Origin of the sequence: Shewanella septentrionalis (genome assembly GCF_025370265.1) — a bacterium.
Classification (GTDB): Bacteria; Pseudomonadota; Gammaproteobacteria; order Enterobacterales; family Shewanellaceae; genus Shewanella; species Shewanella hafniensis.
On the sequence record NZ_JAMTCC010000052.1, the window covers coordinates 1 to 21,600 of the forward strand.

Sequence of the window (21,600 nt, forward strand, 5' to 3'; positions counted from 1 at the left end):
AGCAGATCAAGAGTCTGAAATTCTGTCACCTTTTAAAGAGTTTAATTGGTATCGTATGTTAAATATCAATGATGCAGATATGCCAGAGGATGAATTAATCGAATTATTGCAAAACGTCTACAAAATCAGCTACCTATGGTTAATAGAGCAATTGTCATTATCGAAAAAACAAATTGGTTTTATTGAGATCAGGCTCTACCATAATGGTAGTCTTGATTATCAATTATTGGGTAATTGATCAATTTTAAAAAGTGTTATGGATAGAATATGCGTGCAACGGTAAACATCAATCTTGGCATAGATTGATGTCATGGTAACCATTGTCGAAGCAACATATAACGTCTAATCATCGCTTTCGAAAGATCAACTTAACCTAATAATGACTATAGAACTTAGTCATAAAAACATATTTTTTAGATAAGTATTGGTATCTTTAATTATTCTGGTGCGATTGCATGATTGCGGTAGGCTTCACGATACTTGTCGACCCACATGGCCGTTGCGCCACAAATCGCCACAGGCATCACGATAAAGTTGACGATGGGGATCATCGAAAATAGTGTCACAGTGGCACCAAAGCTAAAACTGGTGCCACGGGTTTGATTCAAGGCAAAGCGCATATCCTTAAAACTGACCTTGTGGTTATCAAAGGGATAATCGCAGTACTGAATCGCCATCATCCAAGCGCTGAACAGGAACCATAGGATTGGCGCCAGCGTTTGGCCCACCATAGGCACTAAAAACAGCAATAAAAATACCAATGCGCGGGGCAGATAGTATTTGAGTTTTATCCACTCACGCCCAAGGATACGCGGTAAGTCTTTGATTAAATCGATGCCAGAACCGGTATTCAGCGGCTTGCCAGTTAACAGCTGCTCGACTTTTTCAGCCAACAGACCATTAAAGGGGGCGGCGAGCCAGTTCATCACCGAGCTAAATATAAAGGCGAGCATCACCAGCATAGTGGTGACTGCGAGCGGCCAAAGTAAAAAGTTTAACCAGCTTAAGTAGTCAGGCAACTGGGCATTTATCCAAGTGAATAGCGTATCTAACTGGCCTATTGCTACATAAATGACGCCCGCAAACAGCAGCAGGTTGATCATCAAGGGAATAAATACGAAAGTGCGCAGGCCTTTACGTGTAATTAAACCAAAGCCATCGAGAAAATAATTAACGCCGCTTTTGGCTGGGAAGGGCAAGGTTTTCTTCTGTGTCATATCGTCTTTCCAAAAAGTTGGGCTACAGCTTGAGAGACAGCCTGATATAAAGATAACTGCGATTGTGATCAACTCATGGGCAGATGACAAGCTAAAAGCCGCATGAATTCAATAAAAAGCGTTACAAAATGCTGCCTGCTTTGTTAAAGTTGCCAGCAGAATGCATTTGCACCACTGGGCTCATTTTCGGGCCAGACTTCAGAGACGCGCTAACTGGCACCATGAGATTAAAACAGATAAAACTTGCCGGCTTTAAGTCGTTTGTCGATCCTACTAAAATTCCTTTTTTACAGGCATTAACCGCCATTATTGGCCCAAATGGCTGCGGTAAATCGAATGTGATCGATGCCGTGCGTTGGGTATTGGGTGAAAGTTCGGCGAAACATCTGCGCGGTGATTCGATGGCCGACGTGATCTTTAACGGCTCAAGCGCGAGAAAACCTGTGTCTGTGGCGGGTGTTGAACTTATTTTTGAAAACAAAGATGGTCGCCTCGCGGGCCAGTATGCGAGTTACGAAGAAATCGCCGTTAAGCGTCAGGTGAGCCGAGACGGTGAGTCTTGGTATTTTCTCAATGGCCAAAAGTGTCGCCGTAAAGACATTACCGACTTGTTTATGGGCACAGGCCTTGGTCCGCGCAGTTACGCCATTATTGAGCAAGGCACCATTTCCCGCCTTATCGAATCTAAACCCCAAGACTTGCGCACTTTTATTGAAGAAGCCGCAGGGATTTCTCGCTATAAAGAACGCCGCCGCGAAACCGAAAACCGTATCCGCCATACCCGCGAAAACCTCGAGCGTTTAGGCGATATTCGCAGTGAACTCGGCAAACAGTTAGATAAACTGGCGCAGCAGGCCAAGGCCGCGAAGCAATATCGCGAGCTTAAACAGGCCGAGCGCAAGACCCATGCTGAACTCCTCGTGATGCGCTATCAAGAGTTGCAAGATCAGATGGCGAGTCTGTCTGAGCAAATCCGCGCTATCGAAGTGCAGCAAGCGGCGGCGCAGTCGCTGGCGCAAACCGATGAATTGCAAACCACTGAATTGCAAGTGCAACTCGCCCAATTAGCGGAGCAAGAACAACGCGCAGTCGAAGCCTATTATCTGACGGGCACCGAAATCGCTAAGTTAGAACAACAGTTACAGAATCAAAAGCAGCGTGATGCCCAGCTCGAAACCCAGTTGGCGCAAGTTAAAGAACAGATCCTGCAAAACACCGATAAGCTCAACGGCTATAAAGCGAGTCTTAGCGCGGTAGAGCTTCAGCTTGCCAAGCTTGGGCCGCAGCATGATGAACAGCAAGAAATCATGGATGATCTGCAATCCCAATGGGAAATGAGCATAGAGCGAAGTCAGCAGCAGGCCGAAGTGGCGCGCCAACAGGCCGTGGATGTTTCGCAGCACAAGTTACAGCTTGAACTGCGCCGTAGTCAGTTAGCGCATCAACAGCAATTATTGCAGCATAAACAGCAGCAAAGCAGTGAGCAGCAAGCGCAGATCATCGCTTTAGTGGACAGCGATCTCGCCTCAAACATCACGCCACTGCAACAAGAAATTGCGTCTCTTACAGACGCTATCAGACAACAAGCTGAGATTAATCATCAGCAAGAACAACTTGTTAGTGAAAGCACGCAAGCTTTAGATGACGCCCGCCATAGCGCCGAGCAGATTCAGCAGCAATTAACCGCGACCAAAGCGCGCCATGAGCTGGTTGAACAGTGGTTGACCAAGCAGGAACAGCAGAGTGATAAACCGCAGTTATGGCAGAGTTTAACCGTTGAAAATGGTTGGGAAACTGCGGCCGAACTCGCCCTAAATGGTTTGTTGACCTTGCCCGTTGGCGTCACTGAAACCGAAATGGGGTTTCAAGCGTTAGCGTCGCAATCTACCCAGAGTGAGTATTTACAGGCTGAGGTGAATCTTGCCCCTTGGTTAGTGGGGCTTAAGTGGGCAAAAGATATTCACGCGGCAAAACAACTACTGCCACAGTTAAACAGCGATCAGCGGATTGTCACCGCCGACGGATATCTCCTCGGTCAAGGTTTTTTAATCACTAAGACAGAGGGCGCTCAGTCACTGGTACAGCTCAGTAAAGAGCAAGCTCAGCTAGCGCAAAACATCCTCGATTTGCAGCAATCCTTGCACCTACAGCAAGATAAGATGACGGAACTTGCGGCTATCTTGGAGCAGCAAAGGCAACAATTGACTGCTGGCGCGCAAAAATCGCATCAATTACAGTTGGATAAAACAACAAAGTCGATGCAGCTCAGTGGCTTAACTGAGCAAGTGAAGGTGCGGGCTGAGCAGCAGAACAAACTCGAAGCGGCATTAAGCGCGAGCTTGCTTGACATTGAACGCTTGAGCGAGCAACTCGAGTTATTGGCAGAGCAAGAAACAGAGCTTGATGATGCGTTGCAGGCGAGTATTGATATTCAGCGGCAACTCACCCAAGACACGCAGGCCGATAGCGTGCGCCATCAAGCATTGAAAGCGCGTATTACTGAGGTTGAACGTCAGTTATCGACCACGACTTCGGCCTTACAAGCTGTAACTATGCGTATGGCTGTCAGTACTGAACAAATTGAATTACAGCAAGTGCGTGTCAATGAACTTATCCACACCCGTGAGTCAGTGTTAGCCGAACTTGCCAAAGTCGCCCAATTAAGTGGCGTACAGAATAGTGTGCAGCTGACTGAACAGTTAACGCAGCTATTACAGCAACAACATGAGCAACAACAGGGCTTAAAAAACGTCCGTCAGCAGCAAAGTGGGCTCACTGAGACATTAAACAGTATAGGAATAAAGCAAAAACAAGAGCTTGGTAAGCTTGAGGGCTTGACTCAAAGCCTGAGCACGTTAAAGTTACGTCGTGAAGGAATAAAAGGCCAAGCCAATAGTCAGCTGGAAGCCTTACAGGAACAGCAAATTGTTCTGTCTGAAATCCTCGGCAACTTGCCCGCAGAGGGCATGCCTGACAAGTGGCAAAGTGATTTAGATCAAATACGGCAGAAAATTGTTCGCTTAGGCGCCATTAACCTTGCTGCCATCGAAGAATTTGAACAGCAAAGTGAGCGAAAATCCTATCTTGATCATCAAGATGATGATTTAAATAAGGGACTGGCGACCTTAGAGGAAGCGATCCGTAAGATAGACAAAGAAACCCGAAGCCGCTTTAAGACGACATTTGACTCAGTCAATGAAGATCTCGGACGCTTATTTCCTAAGGTGTTTGGTGGTGGTCGAGCTTACTTAGCGTTAACGGATGATGATTTACTGGAAACTGGCGTCACTATCATGGCGCAGCCGCCAGGTAAGAAGAACAGCACAATCCATCTTCTTTCGGGTGGTGAAAAAGCCTTAACCGCTTTATCATTGGTATTCGCAATTTTTAGGCTGAATCCTGCTCCCTTCTGTATGTTAGATGAAGTGGATGCGCCATTAGACGATGCCAACGTAGAACGTTTCTGTCGATTACTGAAAGAAATGTCACAGAGCGTACAGTTTATTTATATCAGCCATAACAAAATAACCATGGAAATGGCTGATCAACTTATAGGCGTGACTATGCACGAGCCCGGTGTGTCTCGTATAGTCGCGGTAGACATAGAGCAAGCGGTGGCGATGGCTGACGCTGGATAACTAGAACAAAGACAGGGTAACCAATGGAAGATTTGCAACTAGTATTGTTTGTTTTAGGCGCCATAGCCATAGTTGCTGTGCTGGTGCATGGATTTTGGTCTATCAGAAGACAACAACCTAAGTCATTGAAAGATAGTCCAATGGGCAATTTTTATAAAAAACAGGCCGAGAAAGGTGAGCCGAGCCCTAAGCGAATTGATGCCGAAGGATTTGATGCCGACGGTATTGGTGCTGTGCGAGTGCGTAAAGCTGGCGAAATGACGCCTAATAATGAGACTCCCGCGGCCAATCCTTATTTGAAACAGGAAGTGAAACTAGAGACTAAGCCGCAAGAATTGACATCGCCAGAATTTAAAGCAGAACTTAAATCAGGGTTTAAGGTAGAAACGAAACACGAACCTATTCCAGCTCAGCCTGATTTTAGCTTGCAGCCACCTGTTGCAAAAGAGCAACACCGTGGTCCTAAAGTCACGCGCCAAGAGCCAGTCTTGAGCACGCAAGCGAACACTCACACGAATGTTCACACTAGTACGCTAGCGCCGCAAATGGGCCAATCCCATGCCGCTATTGTGGCGCAAAAAGCCGCAGAGCAAGAACAGGCGCTACGCGCCGCGCCGCAGCAAACCGCCTTGTTTGAAGAAAATGAACATCAAGCAGACCATCAAGAAGCTTTTGTCGAACAAGCCGCTGAAGATGAATTAGGTGAGCCACGCGACGTGCTGGTTTTACATGTGGTCGCAAAAGATGGCCAACAGCTGAACGGCGCCGAACTGCTTCCTTGTTTCTTAACTTTGAATTTTAAATATGGCGATATGAATATTTTCCATCGCCATGTGGATAATGCGGGCAATGGCAAAGTCTTGTTCTCTATTGCTAACATGCTAAAACCTGGCGTGTTTGATCCGGATAACATGGAGCAGTTCAGTACCCAAGGTGTGGTGTTTTTTATGACTTTACCTTGCTACGGCGATGCCTTAATGAACTTCTCGATTATGCTTAACTCTGCGCGCCAACTCGCTGAGGAGATCGATGCCGTGGTGCTCGACGGTCAACGTCTGCCTTGGGGTGAGTTTACAAAGCAAGATTATTTACATCGCATTCGCGCTAACGCTTAGCCGACGCCGCAATTTGGCGGTTAATACATTGATGAGGCCGCGATTGCGGCCTCATTTTTTATGATCTACTTTTGTGATCTAAAGCATTCTGGATAAAGAATATGCAAGACATTCAACTCGATACACTAGTGTCAGAAGACGTTAACCCTGAAAACGCATCGCAGGTGATGCAGGCGCTCAGCCAATCACTGAACGAGCACAACATTCGTTACTATGTGGATGATGCGCCGAGCATTACTGATTCTGAGTACGACAGGTTGATGCAGTGTTTACTCAAGCTTGAGGCGTTATATCCCCATTTGATTGTGGCTGATTCACCGACTCAAAGGGTGGGCGGATTGGCGCTCGCCAAATTTGATCAAATCACTCACCTTAAACCTATGTTGAGCTTAGATAACGCCTTCGATGAAGCGGATTTCAGTGCTTTCCACAAACGTGTCACCGATAAAGTGGGTGAGGTGAGTTTTTGCTGCGAGCCTAAACTCGATGGCCTTGCCGTGAGTATCTTGTATCGCCATGGCGTACTTGAGCGCGCCGCGACCCGCGGCGATGGTTCAGTGGGTGAAGACATCACTGAAAACGTTAAAACCATTAAATCGATCCCGCTTAAACTGCGCGGCAATGATTTCCCTGAACTCGTCGAAGTGCGCGGTGAAGCCTTTATGCCAAAAGCGGCCTTTGAGGCTTTGAATGACAGGGCGCGTGCTAAGGATGAAAAACTCTTTGTTAATCCCCGTAACGCTGCTGCCGGCAGCTTACGACAACTCGACAGTAAAATTACCGCTGCCCGTTCATTGGCTTTTTATGCCTATGCGTTAGGGGTTGTTGAGCCGGATTCTCATCCGTTAGCTAAAACCCATTTCGAGCAGTTACAGCAGCTTAAGTCGTGGGGCTTACCTGTTAGTAGCGAAATCAAAGTCTGCGCTGAATTAAGCCAAGTCTATGACTACTATAAAGACATTCTCACTCGTCGCGGCAATTTAGCCTTTGAAATCGATGGCGTCGTGATGAAAGTCAACGATATTGCCCAGCAGCAACGTTTAGGTTTTGTGGCTAAATCTCCCCGCTGGGCGATTGCCTATAAATTCCCCGCACAGGAAGAAATGACTCTACTTGAAGGCGTCGATTTCCAAGTGGGCCGCACAGGTGCTGTCACGCCAGTGGCGCGCTTAAAGCCTGTATTTGTTGGCGGCGTGACGGTATCGAATGCGACGCTGCACAATGCCGATGAAATTGCCCGTTTAGGCATTAAAGTCGGTGACACTGTGATCATCCGCCGCGCCGGCGATGTGATCCCACAAATTGTTGCCATAGTGCCCGAAAGACGCCCTGAAACAGCGACTGACATTGTATTTCCGCATAATTGCCCTGTGTGTGGCAGTTTAGTCGAGCGTCTCGAAGGTGAGGCAGTGGCGCGTTGTAGCGGTGGTTTATTCTGTGAAGCGCAGCGTAAAGAAGCGATTAAGCATTTTGCTTCTCGCAAGGCTTTAGATATTGATGGCATGGGCGACAAAGTCGTCGAGCAATTGATTGATAAAGAACTCGTCCAAAGTCCTGCAGATCTGTTTAAGCTTACCGCCTCTATGATGACTATGCTCGACCGCATGGGGATGAAGTCGGCAACCAATTTAGCGGCGGCAATTGAAGCGGCCAAAACTACAACACTTGCGCGTTTCTTATATGCTTTGGGTATTCGCGAAGTGGGCGAGGCGACAGCGGCAAACCTTGCGGCGCACTTTGCCAGTTTAGATGCGCTGCGGGTGGCCACTGTGGAGCAGTTAACCGAAGTGGAAGATGTTGGCACTGTGGTGGCCCAGCATGTGGCGCACTTTTTTGCTCAGCCCCATAACCTTGAGGTTATCGATGCCTTAATCGCGGCTGGCGTGCATTGGCCAGCCATAGAAGCGCCAAGTGCTGATGCGCAGCCGCTTAAAGGCCAAACTTGGGTATTGACCGGGACCTTAAATCAGCTCAATCGTAATGATGCTAAGGCGCAGTTGCAGGCGCTGGGCGCGAAAGTGGCTGGTAGTGTCTCAAAAAATACTGATTGCTTAGTGGCGGGTGAGGCGGCAGGTTCCAAACTTGCTAAAGCGCAGGAGCTTGGCGTTAAGGTGATGGATGAGGACGAGTTATTGGCACTGCTCGCCGTGAACGCTTGATTGCTGTGGGATGAAATAGGCTACTGGCTCTGGTCTGATGTTTTGCATCTACAGTTTAAAAACCACTGAACCGTGAGCATTAAATAGCGCCTTGCCCAAGGCGCTATTTTTATGTGGCATAGCAAAAATGACGACATGGAAAGATAGTCAGCTTTGGCTATTGAATTAGCCGCGATTGGCACCATCTCCTTGATATGCTGTTTTAGTTTTTGCTAATTGGAAACCTATTTGAATTTCAGTCACATCACTTGGCTCGATGATAAAGGCCATATTAAACCGCCGATCTTTTTATATGCGCTATTAGCTTACCTTGCGCGCGGTTGGTGCATTTTTATCGCCTCGCTGACCCAGATGGGTGACCGTTCTGAGTTAGTGCGGATTTTTTACCCTGAAAAGTCAGATTTTTTGCTAGCACTCGGGGCGGGACTGGGCGCGGTATTGATTTATCTTGTGGTGATTGCCGAACGTCGCCGTTCACCTCAATGGTTAAGACCTATTTTTGTGCATTTAAAATGGGGGCTGTGGTTGCTGCTGATTGTTGATGGCGTTTTGTTGGGGCAAAGGTTGAACCATGGCCAGTTCCTGTTCCATTGGAGCCTCGCTTTAGATGCGCTAATCTTGTTCTGGTCTAGCATTTATCTCATTAAATCGAAGCGACTCCATTATTACCTGCGTGATTGGCTAAAAGAAGATCCTAAATTACTCCAACCTTAGTTTTATCATATTGTTATGTAACAACTTTATTTATATCTAAGTGGTGGAGCATAAAGTCATGTGTTCTATCCCTCAGTTTGATAAGGATTTTTCCTTTATTTTTCCATCGAATGATTTGAATCATCTATAGTTATATGTACTTAGCTCGAATGTGCTCTGTTGGATACGCAGATGAGGTCATCTGCTTATGCTCCGCATCACATTTGTAAGGAGTCATATTGCGTGGCAAAAGCACCTCAAAGAAAATTATTACTATCAGAAATTCAGCTTGGCATGAGAGTCAAGTTGCCTTTGTCATGGACGAATCACCCCTTTTTATTTAATCGCGTTGATATTAGCAGTCCCGCTCAAATTGAGATGATACGAGGTCTAGGTGTCCCCTATGTGCTTTTATTGTCGGAGTCGAATCCCGGATCTGAGGTTATTAAGGAAGATGAGGATGTTGAAGATCAAATTGCAGTTGAACCCGAACGGGATCTCAAGGCCGATACCCGCAAGGCTATTCGCTTAAGCCAAAAGCGTTTTCTCGAAAACGTCAATAATTGCCGTAATGTGTTTGGTAAAATTGTCAGTGATCCAGAAGGCGCCTATCGGTTATCGGCGGCACTGGTTGAAGACTTGTTAAGTCATTTACAAGAGGTCGAAAAACCTTTTCTCACCTTGGTTGGAATGGAGGATAGTGACGTCAGTGTCACTCAACACGGCGTGTCCGTTGCGGTATTGGCAATGATGATGGGGCATGCACTCGATTTAAGCCCAAGGGAACTGCGTGATATTGCCCTTGGCAGTTTGCTGCATGATATTGGTAAACTGAAAGTGCCCGATGTTATTCGTCGTAAGCGCGGTGCCTTAACACCACATGAAGCCAATTATCTGCAAATGCACCCTAACTTTGCCTACGACATGCTTAACCGTTCCGGATTGTTCCCAAAGGAAGTTCTACATATTGTGCTTCATCACCATGAGTTTATTGATGGTTCCGGTTTCCCCGATGGTTTAACTGATCATAAAATTCCGATCACGACTCAAATAGTCAGTTTGGCAAATGATTACGATCAGCAACTCAGTGGCCAACAAATATCTTCACCTCAGGTCGCCTTAGGCTATTTATTTAAAAATCGGGCAACGAAACATGCCGAATCTTTAATTGCTATTTTGGTTAAAATTCTTGGTATTTATCCCCCTGGGACGATTGTTAGGTTATCGGATGATAGCGTCGCAAAGGTCATGATGACCACCAAAGAGGTGAGTCAGCCTCAAGTCTGGGCTTGTAAAGAGGATGGGAGTGATGCTTCGCTGCGTTTCTTAAGTGATGAAGGTGTAACAGTGCAAAAAGCCATCAAAGCGGAAGAGTTGTCAGAGGGCGCTATTCGTACCTTGCAAGTTGATAAGGGGATCAGTTTTTATTTTAGTTCGCTACAAACTTGAATCTTATGCACTAAGTTCCGTATTCTATCCGCTGATATGATTCACTTAGGGCTAATATGGCGAATGTAAAAGCAGAAAACGGCGCAGTTAAATCCAGTGTTGCCTTGGTCGGTTGTGGATGGTTTGGTTTTGCCTTAGCAAAGCAGCTTGTCCATGAGGGTTACAGAGTCACAGGCTGTAAGCGTAGCGCCGACGAATTATCGATATTAACTGAGGTCGGAATTGAAGCCTATTCGCTGCAATTAGGCAGCGAAGCATCCTCAGCCCCCGATGCTCATGTATTAAGCGGTTTATTGCAAACCGATTATCTAGTGGTCAATATTCCACCCCGATTAAAACGCGGTAACGCCGCGTATCTTGAAGAATTACAACAACTCATCGCATTAACCCAAGGCTGGCAATATCAGCGGATAGTGTTTATCAGCACCACGGGTGTGTATCCGGCCCAAGATAAAGTGATGACCGAAGCCGATGCCTTGGCAGAATCCAGCGACAGCCAAGTGCTATTAGATGCAGAAGCTTTATTTCAAGCGCGGCCCCATAGCTGTATTGTCCGCTTTGCGGGGCTCGTAGGTCCCAAACGTCATCCTGGACGTTTCCTTGCAGGGAAAACTGATGTCAGTGGCGCCAATGTGGCAGTGAATTTAGTTCACTTAAGTGATTGTGTTAGTGCGGTAAGTCGGATACTCGCGGCAACGAGCATAGGGCTAGCTGTGGCTCCGATTTATAACCTCTGCGCGCCAATGCATCCTACCAAAGCTGAGTTTTATCAGGCTGCTGCTGAGTCCCTAGGTTTAGTCGCGCCCGAATTTAATCAACAATCCATGCCGAGTAAAGTCATCCAAGCTAACGCAATTGTCACAGATTTAGGCTTTCGATATCAGTATGCTTCTCCGCTGGATATGCTAGCGGCATGTTGAGAAAGGTTAATTATTGTTAAAGGTAAAAGCCGAGCTTTTAGGTTATCTTTGGCTTCCAAGTTTTGCTTGAGCGAATGTGTCATCCTTATTTAAATCAATGACGAATAAAAAGAGACAATATAATGAGCGTGTTTAATCGAGTTCGACCTATAGCCGCATTGGCGTGCGGATTAATCCTGAGTGCTAGCTTTGTACTGCAGGCCGCAAGTTTCGAAGAAGGCAAAGATTATGTTACGGTAGCGGGAATTACCGAAGCACAACAGCCTGTGCTGCGGGAGTTTTTCTCCTATAACTGCCCGCATTGCTATAAACAAGAACCGCTTATGGACTTGACAGTGCAACTGCTCGGCAAAGATGTCGCTTTTGAACGGACCCCGGTTGGCGCTGGCCGTCCTGCTTGGGAACTGAGCCAACTTGCCTACTATGTGGCGCAAAAATTAAAGATGACCAAGCAAACCCATGGCGCTATTTTCAAGCAAATCCATGAGAAAGGTGAGCAATTTACTGCGCCTGAACAGGTTAAAGCTTTCTTTGTCGCTCAAGGTGCTAAGGTGGATGATGTTGATGCCGCGATGAATTCCGTCGATGCCAAATTCACCCTAATGAATTATGACTCTCAAGCTGAGCTTGCTGGGATCAAGGGCGTACCCTCATTACTGGTTAATGGCCGTTATATGCTGACCTCAACCGCGCACACGCCAGAAGAGCTGGCAGCCTTAGTGAAGTTTTTAGCCGCAAAGTAACCGCGTTTAATAAATGGAAAATTGGTTTATCGCCGTTAGTTAAAGGATAACGACCTTGCAAGGTCATTATTCCGCCATTGGCCAATCTAACGTTAATAACCCAGTTTAGGCTGGGGTATTTTTTGCCTTAAACTCAAAAGATAACTCGTGGCCAACTTTGGTAAGCCAAACTGGGCGATGACTATTCTTAAGTGAAATCGCTTTGCGGTCGGCCTCAAGTAAGTTGAATGAGTGATTGGTAATGGCTTATTGATTAAATGATATCTCATTCATTATCAGCGCTAAAATCATAAATGATGTCAGTCTATAGTCATCATTAAAACTGTTTGAATTTCTGATTTTTCCATTTTAGACAACAAGTTATTCCTATCTATTACTTTTCCTGCCGCCCAATTCCCCTTGTTTCTACTCATTCTTGTTCGACATTGGTCTAACCTGTTGAAAAAGTTGAAACTGTATCCAAATGTAAAATCATTGTTAACTTGTTGAATTTGTTTCTATTCACTATTTATGGACAGTGTTTTGAATCACGGGTTAGACGAAAGTCGTGATTGTGCTCACACCAGCTGTTGCTAGATTAAACAAGACTTAAAATTAAAACAGCACAGGGGAGTCACTATGGGTTTTGAAAATAACGACAAGGCAAAAGGCTACTGGCGCGAGAATTTACGTCTCGTACTGAGCTTATTAGCCATTTGGGCGGCAGTCTCATTTGGATGCGGCATTTTATTGGTTGATGTACTCAATGAAGTTCATTTCATGGGATTTAAATTAGGTTTCTGGTTTGCACAGCAGGGATCTATGTATGTATTCGTTGCGCTTATTTTTGTCTATGCGGCAAAAGCCAACGCCTTAGATAAAAAATATAACGTACAAGAAGACTAAGGAGCTTTGAGATGGATGTTCAAACACTAACTTATATTATCGTAGGGCTCTCGTTTGCGCTCTACATTGGGATTGCAATCTGGTCACGAGCGGGATCAACCAAAGAATTTTATGTCGCAGGTGGTGGCGTTCACCCTGTAGTGAACGGTATGGCAACGGCGGCGGACTGGATGTCTGCGGCATCGTTTATTTCGTTAGCAGGTATCGTGTCTTTTGTTGGTTATGACGGCAGTGTGTACTTGATGGGCTGGACGGGCGGTTACGTATTACTGGCCCTGTGTATGGCGCCTTATTTACGTAAGTTTGGTAAGTTCACTGTGCCAGATTTCGTCGGTGAACGTTATTATTCTCAGGCTGCGCGTACTGTCGCGGTTATCTGCGCGATCTTCATTTGCTTTACTTATATTGCAGGGCAAATGCGCGGTGTGGGCGTGGTGTTTTCTCGCTTCTTAGAAGTGGATGTTGACACGGGTGTGTATATTGGTATGGCTGTGGTGTTCTTCTACGCTGTTCTTGGTGGGATGAAGGGGATTACTTACACTCAGGTTGCCCAATATTGCGTATTGATTTTCGCTTTCATGGTGCCAGCGATTTTCTTGTCTGTGATGATGACAGGCCACATTATTCCACAAATCGGTTTCGGGGCGCAGCTGCTTGATGCGGCGGGCAACAATTCTGGCGTTTACCTGCTAGAAAAACTCAATAATGTTTCTACCGAGTTAGGCTTTGCTCCATACACAGATGGCTCTAAGAGCATGATTGACGTCTTCTGTATTACGGGTGCTTTGATGGTGGGTACTGCTGGCTTGCCTCACGTTATCGTACGTTTCTTCACTGTTCCTAAAGTGAAAGATGCACGTATTTCTGCAGGTTGGGCGTTAGTCTTTATCGCGATTATGTACACTACAGTCCCTGCACTCGCGGCGTTCTCCCGTGTGAACATGATTGAAACCATTAATGGTCCAGATGCTAAAGGTGTGGCTTATGAGAGTGCACCAGATTGGATTAAAAACTGGGAAAAAACGGGTCTGATCAAGTGGAATGATAAAAACGGCGACGGTAAGATTTATTACTCGTCAGGTAAGATTGAAGATGCTGCTAGTAAAAACGAAATGAAGATCGATAACGATATCATCGTATTAGCGACGCCAGAAATCGCCAATCTGCCAGCGTGGGTTATCGCTCTGGTTGCAGCGGGTGGTTTAGCTGCGGCCCTGTCAACATCAGCGGGTTTGTTGTTGGTGATTTCAACCTCGGTTTCACACGATTTACTCAAGAAAAACTTGATGCCAAATATCTCCGATAAAAAAGAGCTAATGTTTGCTCGTTTAGCGGCGGGTGTGGGCATTGTGATTGCGGGTTACTTTGGGGTGAATCCACCAGGCTTTGTGGCCGCGGTGGTGGCGTTCGCCTTCGGGTTAGCGGCTTCTTCATTGTTCCCAGCGATCATCATGGGTATCTTCTCTAAGACAATGAACAAAGAAGGCGCGATTGCCGGTATGTTAACGGGTCTACTGTTTACTGCGGGTTATATCATCTACTTCAAGTTTGTTAATCCAGCCGATAACGTTGCCGCTAACTGGTTCCTTGGTATTTCGCCAGAAGGTATTGGTATGGTGGGTATGTTAGTGAACTTCGGTGTGGCAGCGTTAGTCAGTCGAGTCACGACGGCTACACCACAGCATGTTCAAGAAATGGTTGAATCGATTCGCTTCCCTAAAGGTTCGGGTGAAGCGAGCGGTCACTAAGCTCATCGCTTAATCATTCGCATCAACTCAAGAGAGCGCTTCGGCGCTCTTTTTTATTGCGTTCGAATATGTTTTCCTGTCGTTGAGTGAGTTGGTGAGCCAAGGTATTGATGAGTTAATGCACTCAATCTAGGGCTGACTTTAGTCGAATGTAGCGCCGCGACAATGCAGGCTATAGTGATGACATATAAGTAAAAGTTTCGCCTAAAAGAAGGTGTTGCCTATGAATGCCAGTGAGTTACAACCCGTAGTGCAATTTCTACAAGGGCTAGTGCCTTTTGATACTCTGCCTGAAGATGTTGTGGTGTGCTGTGCTAAGGCTGTCACTGTCGGCTATTACAGTAAAGCCTCTGGTTATGTCAATTTCGATGCTAACTCGCCCAAGTTGTATATGGTGCGTAGCGGCGCCTTTGAGGTGCGCGATCCTGAAGGCGTGCTGGTCGATAGAGTCGGCGAGGGGGAGTTTTTTGGTTTTTCGACCTTGTTATCGGGGGAGAAAGTCGTCAACAAGGTCGCTATTCTCGAAGACGGTTTGGTTTATCATTTGCCCCAAAGCTTGTTCGATAATCTCAGAAGCGAGAGCCGCAACTTCGATAAATTTTTTACCCGCGCATTTGCTAAACGTCTACGTCATGAGGCTCGCTTTAAGGCGAAAGATCTGACGACCACTAGTCGGATCAGCACGTTGATGTCATCCGCACCTATTGTTATTGATGCCCACGCAAGCGTGACGCAGGCGGCACTCTTAATGCGAAACAGCCGAGTGTCATCCCTGTTGGTCACGGATAATCACAAACTAGTTGGGATATTAACCGATAAGGATTTGCGTAACCGCGTGTTAGCAGCGGGGCTCGACGGTCATATCTCAGTGCATCAAGCCATGACAGTTTCGCCGATCTCAATTTCATCCAATGCGTTGATTTTTGAAGCCATGTTGCTGATGAGCGAGCATAACATTCATCACTTACCCATTATCGACCAAGATAAAGCTATCGGCATGGTGACCAGTACTGACATCTTGCGCGGGCAGGGCTCGCAACCGCTGCTGTTGATTGGCGAGATTGAACGCCAGCAGGATCTTGCCAGTTTAATTAGCGTCAGTAAGCAAATTCCGCTGTTACTGCAAAATTTGATCAGTGCCGATGCCAGAGCCGAAGAAATTGGCCGAGTGTTAACCTCTGTCACCGATGCGCTGACACGGCGGTTAATCGTGCTCAATCAGCAATTACTCGGTGAACCGCCGATGGCCTTTTGCTGGTTGGCGTTTGGATCGCAGGGACGTCAAGATCAAGCGGCATGTTCGGATCAAGATAATGGTCTGTTAGTCGCAGAAGAGATGGATGATTTTGCTAAAGGTTATTTTGATGCCTTAACCCATGCCGTATGTGCTGGACTTGATCAATGCGGTTATGAGTTTTGCCCCGGCAATATTATGGCGCAAAACCCTCAGTGGCGAATGTCGCTTAAACAGTGGCAACAGGTATTTGAAAAATGGGTGGTAACGCCTGAGCCTAAGGCGTTAATGCACGCCAGTATCTTCTTCGATATGCGCTCGGTTTACGGTCCACAAACCTTATTTGATGCGCTGCAGGATAAAGTCTTAGCTCAAACCCGTGATAACGATATTTTCCTCGCGGGCATGACAGGTAATTCGCTGGTGGAGTCGCCACCGCTGGGCTTTTTCCGCAAATTTGTCCTCGAACGTGATGGCAGCGAAGTCAAAGGTATAGATTTGAAGCATAAAGGCAATGCCTTGATCAACGATATTGCCCGTGTTTATGCCCTGTCGGCAGGGATTAAAGAAGTGAATACTGCGAAACGTATCCGTGCCTTGATGGACGCAAACATTCTCAATCGTAAAGATGCGCTTAATCTTGCCGATGCCCACGAGTTTATCGCCCATATGAGGTTATCGAACCAAGGTTATCAACATAATCTCGGGCTAGAGGTGAGCAATTATCTGTTACCCGCACATTTATCTTCGCTGGTCCGCCATCAGCTACGTGATGCCTTTAAAGTGGTGCATGAGGCGCAGGCGGGGATGAAGATGAAGTTCATGCGAAGTTTTTGATATGAATACACTGCTGCTGAAAACGAAACTTAATTGGCGGGCGCTACGTTGCCAACATCAGTTATTTAAGGGCTATTATCAATCGCTATTACCTCTGCTGGCGATGCCGTTATCCGAAGCACCTTTGGTGGCGATGGATTTAGAGATGACAGGTCTCAATCCGCAGCAAGATCAAATTCTCAGTATTGGCTTAGTGCCGATTGAGCGCGGCGAGATCCCTTTGGCGCGCGCCGAACAAAAGTTAGTGCAAATTCGCGGTAGTGTTGGCCAAAGCGCGACGATCCACGGGATCCTCGATAATCATCTGGTGCAGGCGGTGACGATTGAGGAAGCCATGGGCTGGTTTATCAATCAAACCTATGGTCGAGTGCTGGTCGCGCATCATGCTCCGCTAGATTGTCGCTTTCTGCAGCAGGATTTATTGGCGATTTATCATCAAGCCCTTGTCCTACCCGCCATTGATACACTCTTGCTTGAAAGGCATCGTTTGCTACGGGAACACTCAGTGATTAAAGAGGGCAGTTTGCGCCTTGGCGCTTGCCGCGAACGGTACGGTTTACCCATTTATACTGCCCACAGTGCGTTGACCGATGCCTTAGCTTGCGGAGAATTATTATTGGCGCAAATGGCGGCCATGGGCGGGGCGGGGCAACTAACTGTGGCAGATTTATTGCGGCAATCAACTTAGCAGTTTCATCTTAGGTTAATCACTTACAGGCTAGACTATGTAACCCGTTTTAAGCTTAACTTTTAAGTTTAAAATCAATGCCGCCAACTTGGCAATCCAACCAACTTGTACTTCACTCTACTAAACTGAGTGCGTAGGAGAATATGATGCCGTTACCTTTGCTTTGGATGGGCAGTGCCGTAATTGGCGCAGTTTTGTTGGCCGATGAGCGCGAGAAGCGTCAGCAACTTGAGCGCGACAGATTACTCGGTAAGGCCCCTAAGTATCCCGTCGCCAATCGCGCTATGGTGGCGGCGCCGAGTCAATGGCAAAAGGGATTAAAACAAGTTGCGCCAATCCCAGGCAGTATTGTCTGTTGTTATGTCTTTGGCGTAATTGAACATACGGGTATCTGGCTTGGTGACGATTGCTTAGTTGAGTTACACGGTTCAGGGTTGGTGCGGGCAGTGTCGGTAAAGCGTTTCTTGGCGGGGCGAACGGGCAGCCAAATCTATCTTGCCTGTAATCATCTGCATCAACCACTCATCGCCGATGCTGTGTTAACCCGTGCCGAGCAGGCGATTTATCAATATCGTGAGTACGATTTATTCGACAATAACTGCCATCGATTTGTCTGGTCTTGTATTAGTCAAAGGGGCGAAGAGGTGGTTAAAGGTTTTAATGAGTTAAATCAAAAACTCGCCGAGTATTTTAATCAAGCTATCTATTGGGATGAGATGAGCAAGCTGAATGAATAAGTTTTGTCGTCATAAACTAAAAAAGCCATCTTAATCGATGGCTTTCTGTCTTAGTAAAACACGATATTACCGTTTTGCAGAAACCGTTTACGGCTTACAAAAATAATCGACAGCGCGTTTAACTAACTCTATGCCTGTTTTATCGCAAGGCGGTAACTCGGCATCACTGATATTGATAGGCGTCACGCGGTTGCCCCATTGCAGCAAGAGTGCAGCAGAGGTTAAGCCGGCGCCAAAGGCACAAGAGAGTATGGTTTGATTTGGCTTAATCACGCCTTGCTCTAACGCATCACAAATCGCAATCGGAATGGTTGCTGCCGAGGTATTGCCATAATTGGCAATGTTAACGAAGGCTTTTTCTTTCGGAATTTTCATTCGGCTGACTAAGGTATCGATAATGCGCTCGTTGGCTTGATGCGGGATCACAAGATCCACTTCATCCTTATCAACACCACATTTTTCAAGCACTTTAGTGCTCAATTTATTCATTCCGTTAATCGCACGCTTGAAGATTTCTTGGCCATCGAATTCAATAAAGAAATCCAATGACTCGGCAGAGAATCTGTCCATCGCCGTACCAAAGCCAGCTTTAAGAATGTCACGACCTTCAGGATCGTTATTCAGCTCATAACCGAGCACGCCACCGGCAACATCTGTTGCTTCAACAACAACGGCACCTGCGCCATCGCCGAATAACACGGCAGTTTCGCGGCGTGACCAATCTAGATAGAAAGATAAACGTTCAGCACCAATGACTAATACTTTCTTGCTCTGACCACTCTTGATTTGTGAGCTGGCTAAACCTAAGCCATATAAAAAGCCACTGCAGGCAGCATTGATGTCGAACGCGGCACAACTGGCGCCAATATTAGCTTGTACAGTGGATGCGATATTCGGGATCAAAGTGTCTGGGCTGGCGCTAGCCAGAATGATCATGTCAATTTCACTGCCATCGATACCCGCAGCTGCGAGTGCACGTTGTGCTGCAACTGAAGCGAGTTCAGAGGTGTTAACATGACTGATATGGCGCTGGCTGATGCCGGTGCGAGATTTAATCCATTCATCGGATGTCTCGATAAAGGTCGCAAGATCATCGTTGGTCAGAGTGGCTGGTGGAACACATTTGCCCCAACCTGTGATAGTGGCGTACTGCATGGTGGTTTCTCTCAAATAAAAAAGGCAGAACCTGAGCGCTGCCTTGAATCGACAACAAAGCTTATCGGCAACTCTAATGGCCGTCCGTGATCTAGACCACCTGTTTGGCGACGAGATCTCGAATTGTCATTGCGGCATGCAGAATATGATGACGCAGTAGCGCCGTCGCTTTTTCTGTTTCTCTCAGTTTGCAGTGGTTGAGTAAAGCTCTGTGCTCATGCTCTGCAGCAGGAATCCCCCCCGCGAGCAATAACTGCAAACGAATGTATCTATCACAATTAGTATTGAGGCCGTGAACAACCTCAAGGGTGTGTGGGCGATTAGCCGCCTGATATAAGCAAGTGTGAAATTGCGTATTCAACTCGCTCCAACTGGCAACGGCATCTTCATGTTTGAAGGCCGACTCCAATTGTTCGAGTACACGTTCAGCTTTTTCTAAATCAGCTTCTTGAAGCAGCGGGATCGCCTTAGCGAGCAGATCGGTTTCGATCATGGCACGTAATTCAAAAAGTTCGGTGACTTGCTCGACGGATAACACGGTCGCCGTCGCACCTTTATGGGGCTCAAACTTAACGAGTCCTTCGGCTTCGAGTTGCAATAAGGCTTCTCTCACCGGAATGCGGCTGACATTTAACGCTTCAGCCAACGCACTTTGTCTGAGTGGCTCTCCTGCGGCTATGTCACCTGAAAGAATTCTCTCTCTGAGCACTTCAACAACTAACTGGGTGCGGGTTTTGTGGACTATAGGCGTAGTTCGACTCATTATTTCCGTCTATTTCGGGTATTTTCTCTTTATCTGCCCAAGATTACCGTTAAAAACACCACAAATAAAGGGGAATGCTTGATTGAGTGGTGCATCTTAGGGATTAACAATGCCCAAACGGCGAGGGTTTTGATGGTTTTAGCTCTCTCAATTATGCGCCTTTCTTGGAAACAATCTTTAATGCGACAGCCATCATTTTCCTAAGTGCGCTGTTTATCTGCTGCAATGAAGTACTTCGACTAGTCGGTTGAGTCAGGTACAACAGTTAAATATGTTGCCCGAGGACTTTGATTTAACAGGATAAGATTTTTCATACATTGAGACTCTCGGCGCAAGGTGTTATCCGCATCTAGCGATAAGCATCACTAACGCTCAATTTAGCGTTAAAAGCACAACTTCGCGGTGCAATTTTTGATAATGAATGGAATAATAGCGCGATAACGCCTTAGGCGATTTTGGAGTATTACAGTGAGTCGAGCAGTATTTTTAGACCGTGATGGCGTGATTAACAAAGATCATGGTTATGTCCACTTAGTGGATGACTTCGAATATATCGAAGGTGTGTTTGAATCTTGCCTCTCTTTGAAAGGAATGGGCTACAAGTTAGTTGTCGTCACAAATCAATCTGGTATTGCCCGTGGTATGTATACAGAAGATCAATTCCACAGCTTAACGGAGTGGATGGATTGGAACTTTGCCGACAAAGGCGTTGAACTCGATGGTATCTACTATTGCCCGCACCATGGTGAAAATGGCATAGGGGAATATAAGGTCGACTGTGATTGCCGTAAACCTAAGCCGGGTATGCTCAATGATGCGGCGCAATTCTTGAAAATCGACTTAGTGCACTCAGTCATGGTTGGCGACAAAGCCGAAGATATGCAGGCAGCGAAAGCGGCGGGCGTGACCACTCGCATATTAGTGCGCAGTGGTAAGGTTATTGCTGATGACAGCGATGCCACTGTGGTACTGGGCAGTATTGCCGATGTGCCAGCTTACTTAAAAAGCCTAGTCTAGTTGCTACGCTACTACTTATAAGCAGATAAACATTTGCTGATAAGTTCATCTCAAGCAGCAACTATCACAGTAACCAGTAGCGCGAGTTGTCGCTCTTGTTGGATGAGAGTTTGCGTTAAAGCGATCCAACATGGCATAAAGAGCTAACCAATAGGTTGGCTCTTGTCATTTCTAGCGCTGGGTTAACCTCATCTTTTGCCTTAATCCAGCAAAAATTCGAGAATATTGGCGTTAAAACACACTTTTAGTTTAAAAAGTGTGCGCTTGAATCGTTTTTCGTAATTATTCGCGCCAAAGGGGTTGCGGTAAAATCTGACATCCCTATAATGCGCATCCACTGACCCAGCGGGGTCAACGGTTAAACGCTGAATAAGCTGCTAACCATGCTCTTTAACAATTTATCAAGCAAATCTGTGTGGACACTCACAGGTGTTGAGTTAATCGAAACTGCTTAACCTTCGGGTTGGCAGTCAAAAATTTAAATCAACCAATTCTTTCACGAGAGTGATGAGTGTTCGTAGCAATATGTACAAAGACTTACTACTTATTTTCGAATAAATAGAAGTCGAACAGAATTCGTTGAGCAGTTTGACGTAAGTCAA

The 21,600-nt window shown here is 46.4% G+C and carries 16 protein-coding genes and 1 pseudogene; 14 read left to right on the plus strand and 3 right to left on the minus strand.

Annotated features, from left to right (window positions below):
* Positions 1 to 238: pseudogene (locus NE536_RS20620) on the plus strand (hypothetical protein); the annotation flags it as partial.
* A gap of 199 nt (positions 239 to 437) precedes the next feature.
* Here NE536_RS20620 and cysZ read toward each other — a convergent pair.
* A complete protein-coding gene (gene cysZ, locus NE536_RS20625; RefSeq protein WP_261273872.1) occupies positions 438 to 1,217 on the minus strand; it encodes a sulfate transporter CysZ in 780 nt (259 codons plus the stop codon).
* Positions 1,218 to 1,438: 221 nt separating this feature from the next.
* Between cysZ and NE536_RS20630 the strand changes: the two genes are divergently transcribed.
* From NE536_RS20630 to NE536_RS20685, 12 genes are all read left to right on the plus strand, one after another.
* Positions 1,439 to 4,855 (plus strand): chromosome segregation protein SMC, encoded by a 3,417-nt coding sequence (locus NE536_RS20630; RefSeq protein ID WP_261273873.1) that lies wholly within the window; start codon positions 1,439 to 1,441, stop codon positions 4,853 to 4,855.
* Positions 4,856 to 4,878: 23 nt separating this feature from the next.
* Positions 4,879 to 5,970: a cell division protein ZipA gene (zipA, locus tag NE536_RS20635; protein ID WP_261273874.1), complete on the plus strand. Its 1,092-nt coding sequence runs from the start codon at positions 4,879 to 4,881 to the stop codon at positions 5,968 to 5,970.
* A 101-nt stretch (positions 5,971 to 6,071) separates the two neighbouring features.
* Positions 6,072 to 8,129, plus strand: a complete 2,058-nt coding sequence (ligA, locus tag NE536_RS20640; protein ID WP_261273875.1) for an NAD-dependent DNA ligase LigA — start codon at positions 6,072 to 6,074, stop codon at positions 8,127 to 8,129.
* A 228-nt stretch (positions 8,130 to 8,357) separates the two neighbouring features.
* Positions 8,358 to 8,843 carry a DUF2919 domain-containing protein gene (locus NE536_RS20645; protein ID WP_220777514.1) on the plus strand — a complete coding sequence of 162 codons (486 nt, stop codon included), beginning with the start codon at positions 8,358 to 8,360 and terminating at the stop codon, positions 8,841 to 8,843.
* Between the two features lie 222 nt (positions 8,844 to 9,065).
* Entirely contained in the window at positions 9,066 to 10,271 is a 1,206-nt protein-coding gene (locus tag NE536_RS20650; RefSeq protein WP_261273876.1) for an HD-GYP domain-containing protein, read from the plus strand.
* 56 nt (positions 10,272 to 10,327) lie between these two features.
* Positions 10,328 to 11,191 carry a Rossmann-fold NAD(P)-binding domain-containing protein gene (locus NE536_RS20655; RefSeq protein ID WP_261273877.1) on the plus strand — a complete coding sequence of 288 codons (864 nt, stop codon included), beginning with the start codon at positions 10,328 to 10,330 and terminating at the stop codon, positions 11,189 to 11,191.
* 122 nt (positions 11,192 to 11,313) lie between these two features.
* Positions 11,314 to 11,934 (plus strand): thiol:disulfide interchange protein DsbA/DsbL, encoded by a 621-nt coding sequence (locus NE536_RS20660; protein ID WP_261273878.1) that lies wholly within the window; start codon positions 11,314 to 11,316, stop codon positions 11,932 to 11,934.
* A gap of 618 nt (positions 11,935 to 12,552) precedes the next feature.
* Positions 12,553 to 12,819: a DUF4212 domain-containing protein gene (locus NE536_RS20665; protein WP_106650870.1), complete on the plus strand. Its 267-nt coding sequence runs from the start codon at positions 12,553 to 12,555 to the stop codon at positions 12,817 to 12,819.
* An 11-nt stretch (positions 12,820 to 12,830) separates the two neighbouring features.
* The gene (locus NE536_RS20670; RefSeq protein ID WP_106650869.1) at positions 12,831 to 14,567 is read left to right on the plus strand and encodes a sodium:solute symporter family protein; all 1,737 of its coding nucleotides are present in this window, start codon (positions 12,831 to 12,833) and stop codon (positions 14,565 to 14,567) included.
* A gap of 223 nt (positions 14,568 to 14,790) precedes the next feature.
* Entirely contained in the window at positions 14,791 to 16,638 is a 1,848-nt protein-coding gene (locus tag NE536_RS20675) for a DUF294 nucleotidyltransferase-like domain-containing protein (RefSeq protein ID WP_261273879.1), read from the plus strand.
* 1 nt (position 16,639) lies between these two features.
* Entirely contained in the window at positions 16,640 to 17,326 is a 687-nt protein-coding gene (locus tag NE536_RS20680; RefSeq protein WP_261273880.1) for an exonuclease domain-containing protein, read from the plus strand.
* A gap of 146 nt (positions 17,327 to 17,472) precedes the next feature.
* Positions 17,473 to 18,063 carry a lecithin retinol acyltransferase family protein gene (locus NE536_RS20685; protein ID WP_261273881.1) on the plus strand — a complete coding sequence of 197 codons (591 nt, stop codon included), beginning with the start codon at positions 17,473 to 17,475 and terminating at the stop codon, positions 18,061 to 18,063.
* A gap of 87 nt (positions 18,064 to 18,150) precedes the next feature.
* Here NE536_RS20685 and NE536_RS20690 read toward each other — a convergent pair whose 3' ends face one another.
* Positions 18,151 to 19,218: a ketoacyl-ACP synthase III gene (locus NE536_RS20690; protein WP_261273882.1), complete on the minus strand. Its 1,068-nt coding sequence runs from the start codon at positions 19,216 to 19,218 to the stop codon at positions 18,151 to 18,153.
* A gap of 91 nt (positions 19,219 to 19,309) precedes the next feature.
* A complete protein-coding gene (locus NE536_RS20695; protein WP_006082136.1) occupies positions 19,310 to 19,981 on the minus strand; it encodes a GntR family transcriptional regulator in 672 nt (223 codons plus the stop codon).
* Between the two features lie 468 nt (positions 19,982 to 20,449).
* Between NE536_RS20695 and gmhB the strand changes: the two genes are divergently transcribed.
* The gene (gene gmhB / locus NE536_RS20700; protein ID WP_261273883.1) at positions 20,450 to 20,998 is read left to right on the plus strand and encodes a D-glycero-beta-D-manno-heptose 1,7-bisphosphate 7-phosphatase; all 549 of its coding nucleotides are present in this window, start codon (positions 20,450 to 20,452) and stop codon (positions 20,996 to 20,998) included.
* Positions 20,999 to 21,600 lie beyond the last annotated feature (602 nt).

Bases quoted from the DNA above. Each gene is read 5' to 3' on its own strand.
- cysZ (WP_261273872.1), bottom strand. From the start codon at position 1,217: ATGACACAGAAGAAAACCTTGCCCTTCCCAGCCAAAAGCGGCGTTAAT.
- NE536_RS20630 (WP_261273873.1), top strand. From the start codon at position 1,439: ATGAGATTAAAACAGATAAAACTTGCCGGCTTTAAGTCGTTTGTCGAT.
- zipA (WP_261273874.1), top strand. From the start codon at position 4,879: ATGGAAGATTTGCAACTAGTATTGTTTGTTTTAGGCGCCATAGCCATA.
- ligA (WP_261273875.1), top strand. From the start codon at position 6,072: ATGCAAGACATTCAACTCGATACACTAGTGTCAGAAGACGTTAACCCT.
- NE536_RS20655 (WP_261273877.1), top strand. From the start codon at position 10,328: ATGGCGAATGTAAAAGCAGAAAACGGCGCAGTTAAATCCAGTGTTGCC.
- NE536_RS20660 (WP_261273878.1), top strand. From the start codon at position 11,314: ATGAGCGTGTTTAATCGAGTTCGACCTATAGCCGCATTGGCGTGCGGA.
- NE536_RS20665 (WP_106650870.1), top strand. From the start codon at position 12,553: ATGGGTTTTGAAAATAACGACAAGGCAAAAGGCTACTGGCGCGAGAAT.
- NE536_RS20670 (WP_106650869.1), top strand. From the start codon at position 12,831: ATGGATGTTCAAACACTAACTTATATTATCGTAGGGCTCTCGTTTGCG.
- NE536_RS20675 (WP_261273879.1), top strand. From the start codon at position 14,791: ATGAATGCCAGTGAGTTACAACCCGTAGTGCAATTTCTACAAGGGCTA.
- NE536_RS20680 (WP_261273880.1), top strand. From the start codon at position 16,640: ATGAATACACTGCTGCTGAAAACGAAACTTAATTGGCGGGCGCTACGT.
- NE536_RS20685 (WP_261273881.1), top strand. From the start codon at position 17,473: ATGCCGTTACCTTTGCTTTGGATGGGCAGTGCCGTAATTGGCGCAGTT.
- NE536_RS20690 (WP_261273882.1), bottom strand. From the start codon at position 19,218: ATGCAGTACGCCACTATCACAGGTTGGGGCAAATGTGTTCCACCAGCC.
- NE536_RS20695 (WP_006082136.1), bottom strand. From the start codon at position 19,981: ATGAGTCGAACTACGCCTATAGTCCACAAAACCCGCACCCAGTTAGTT.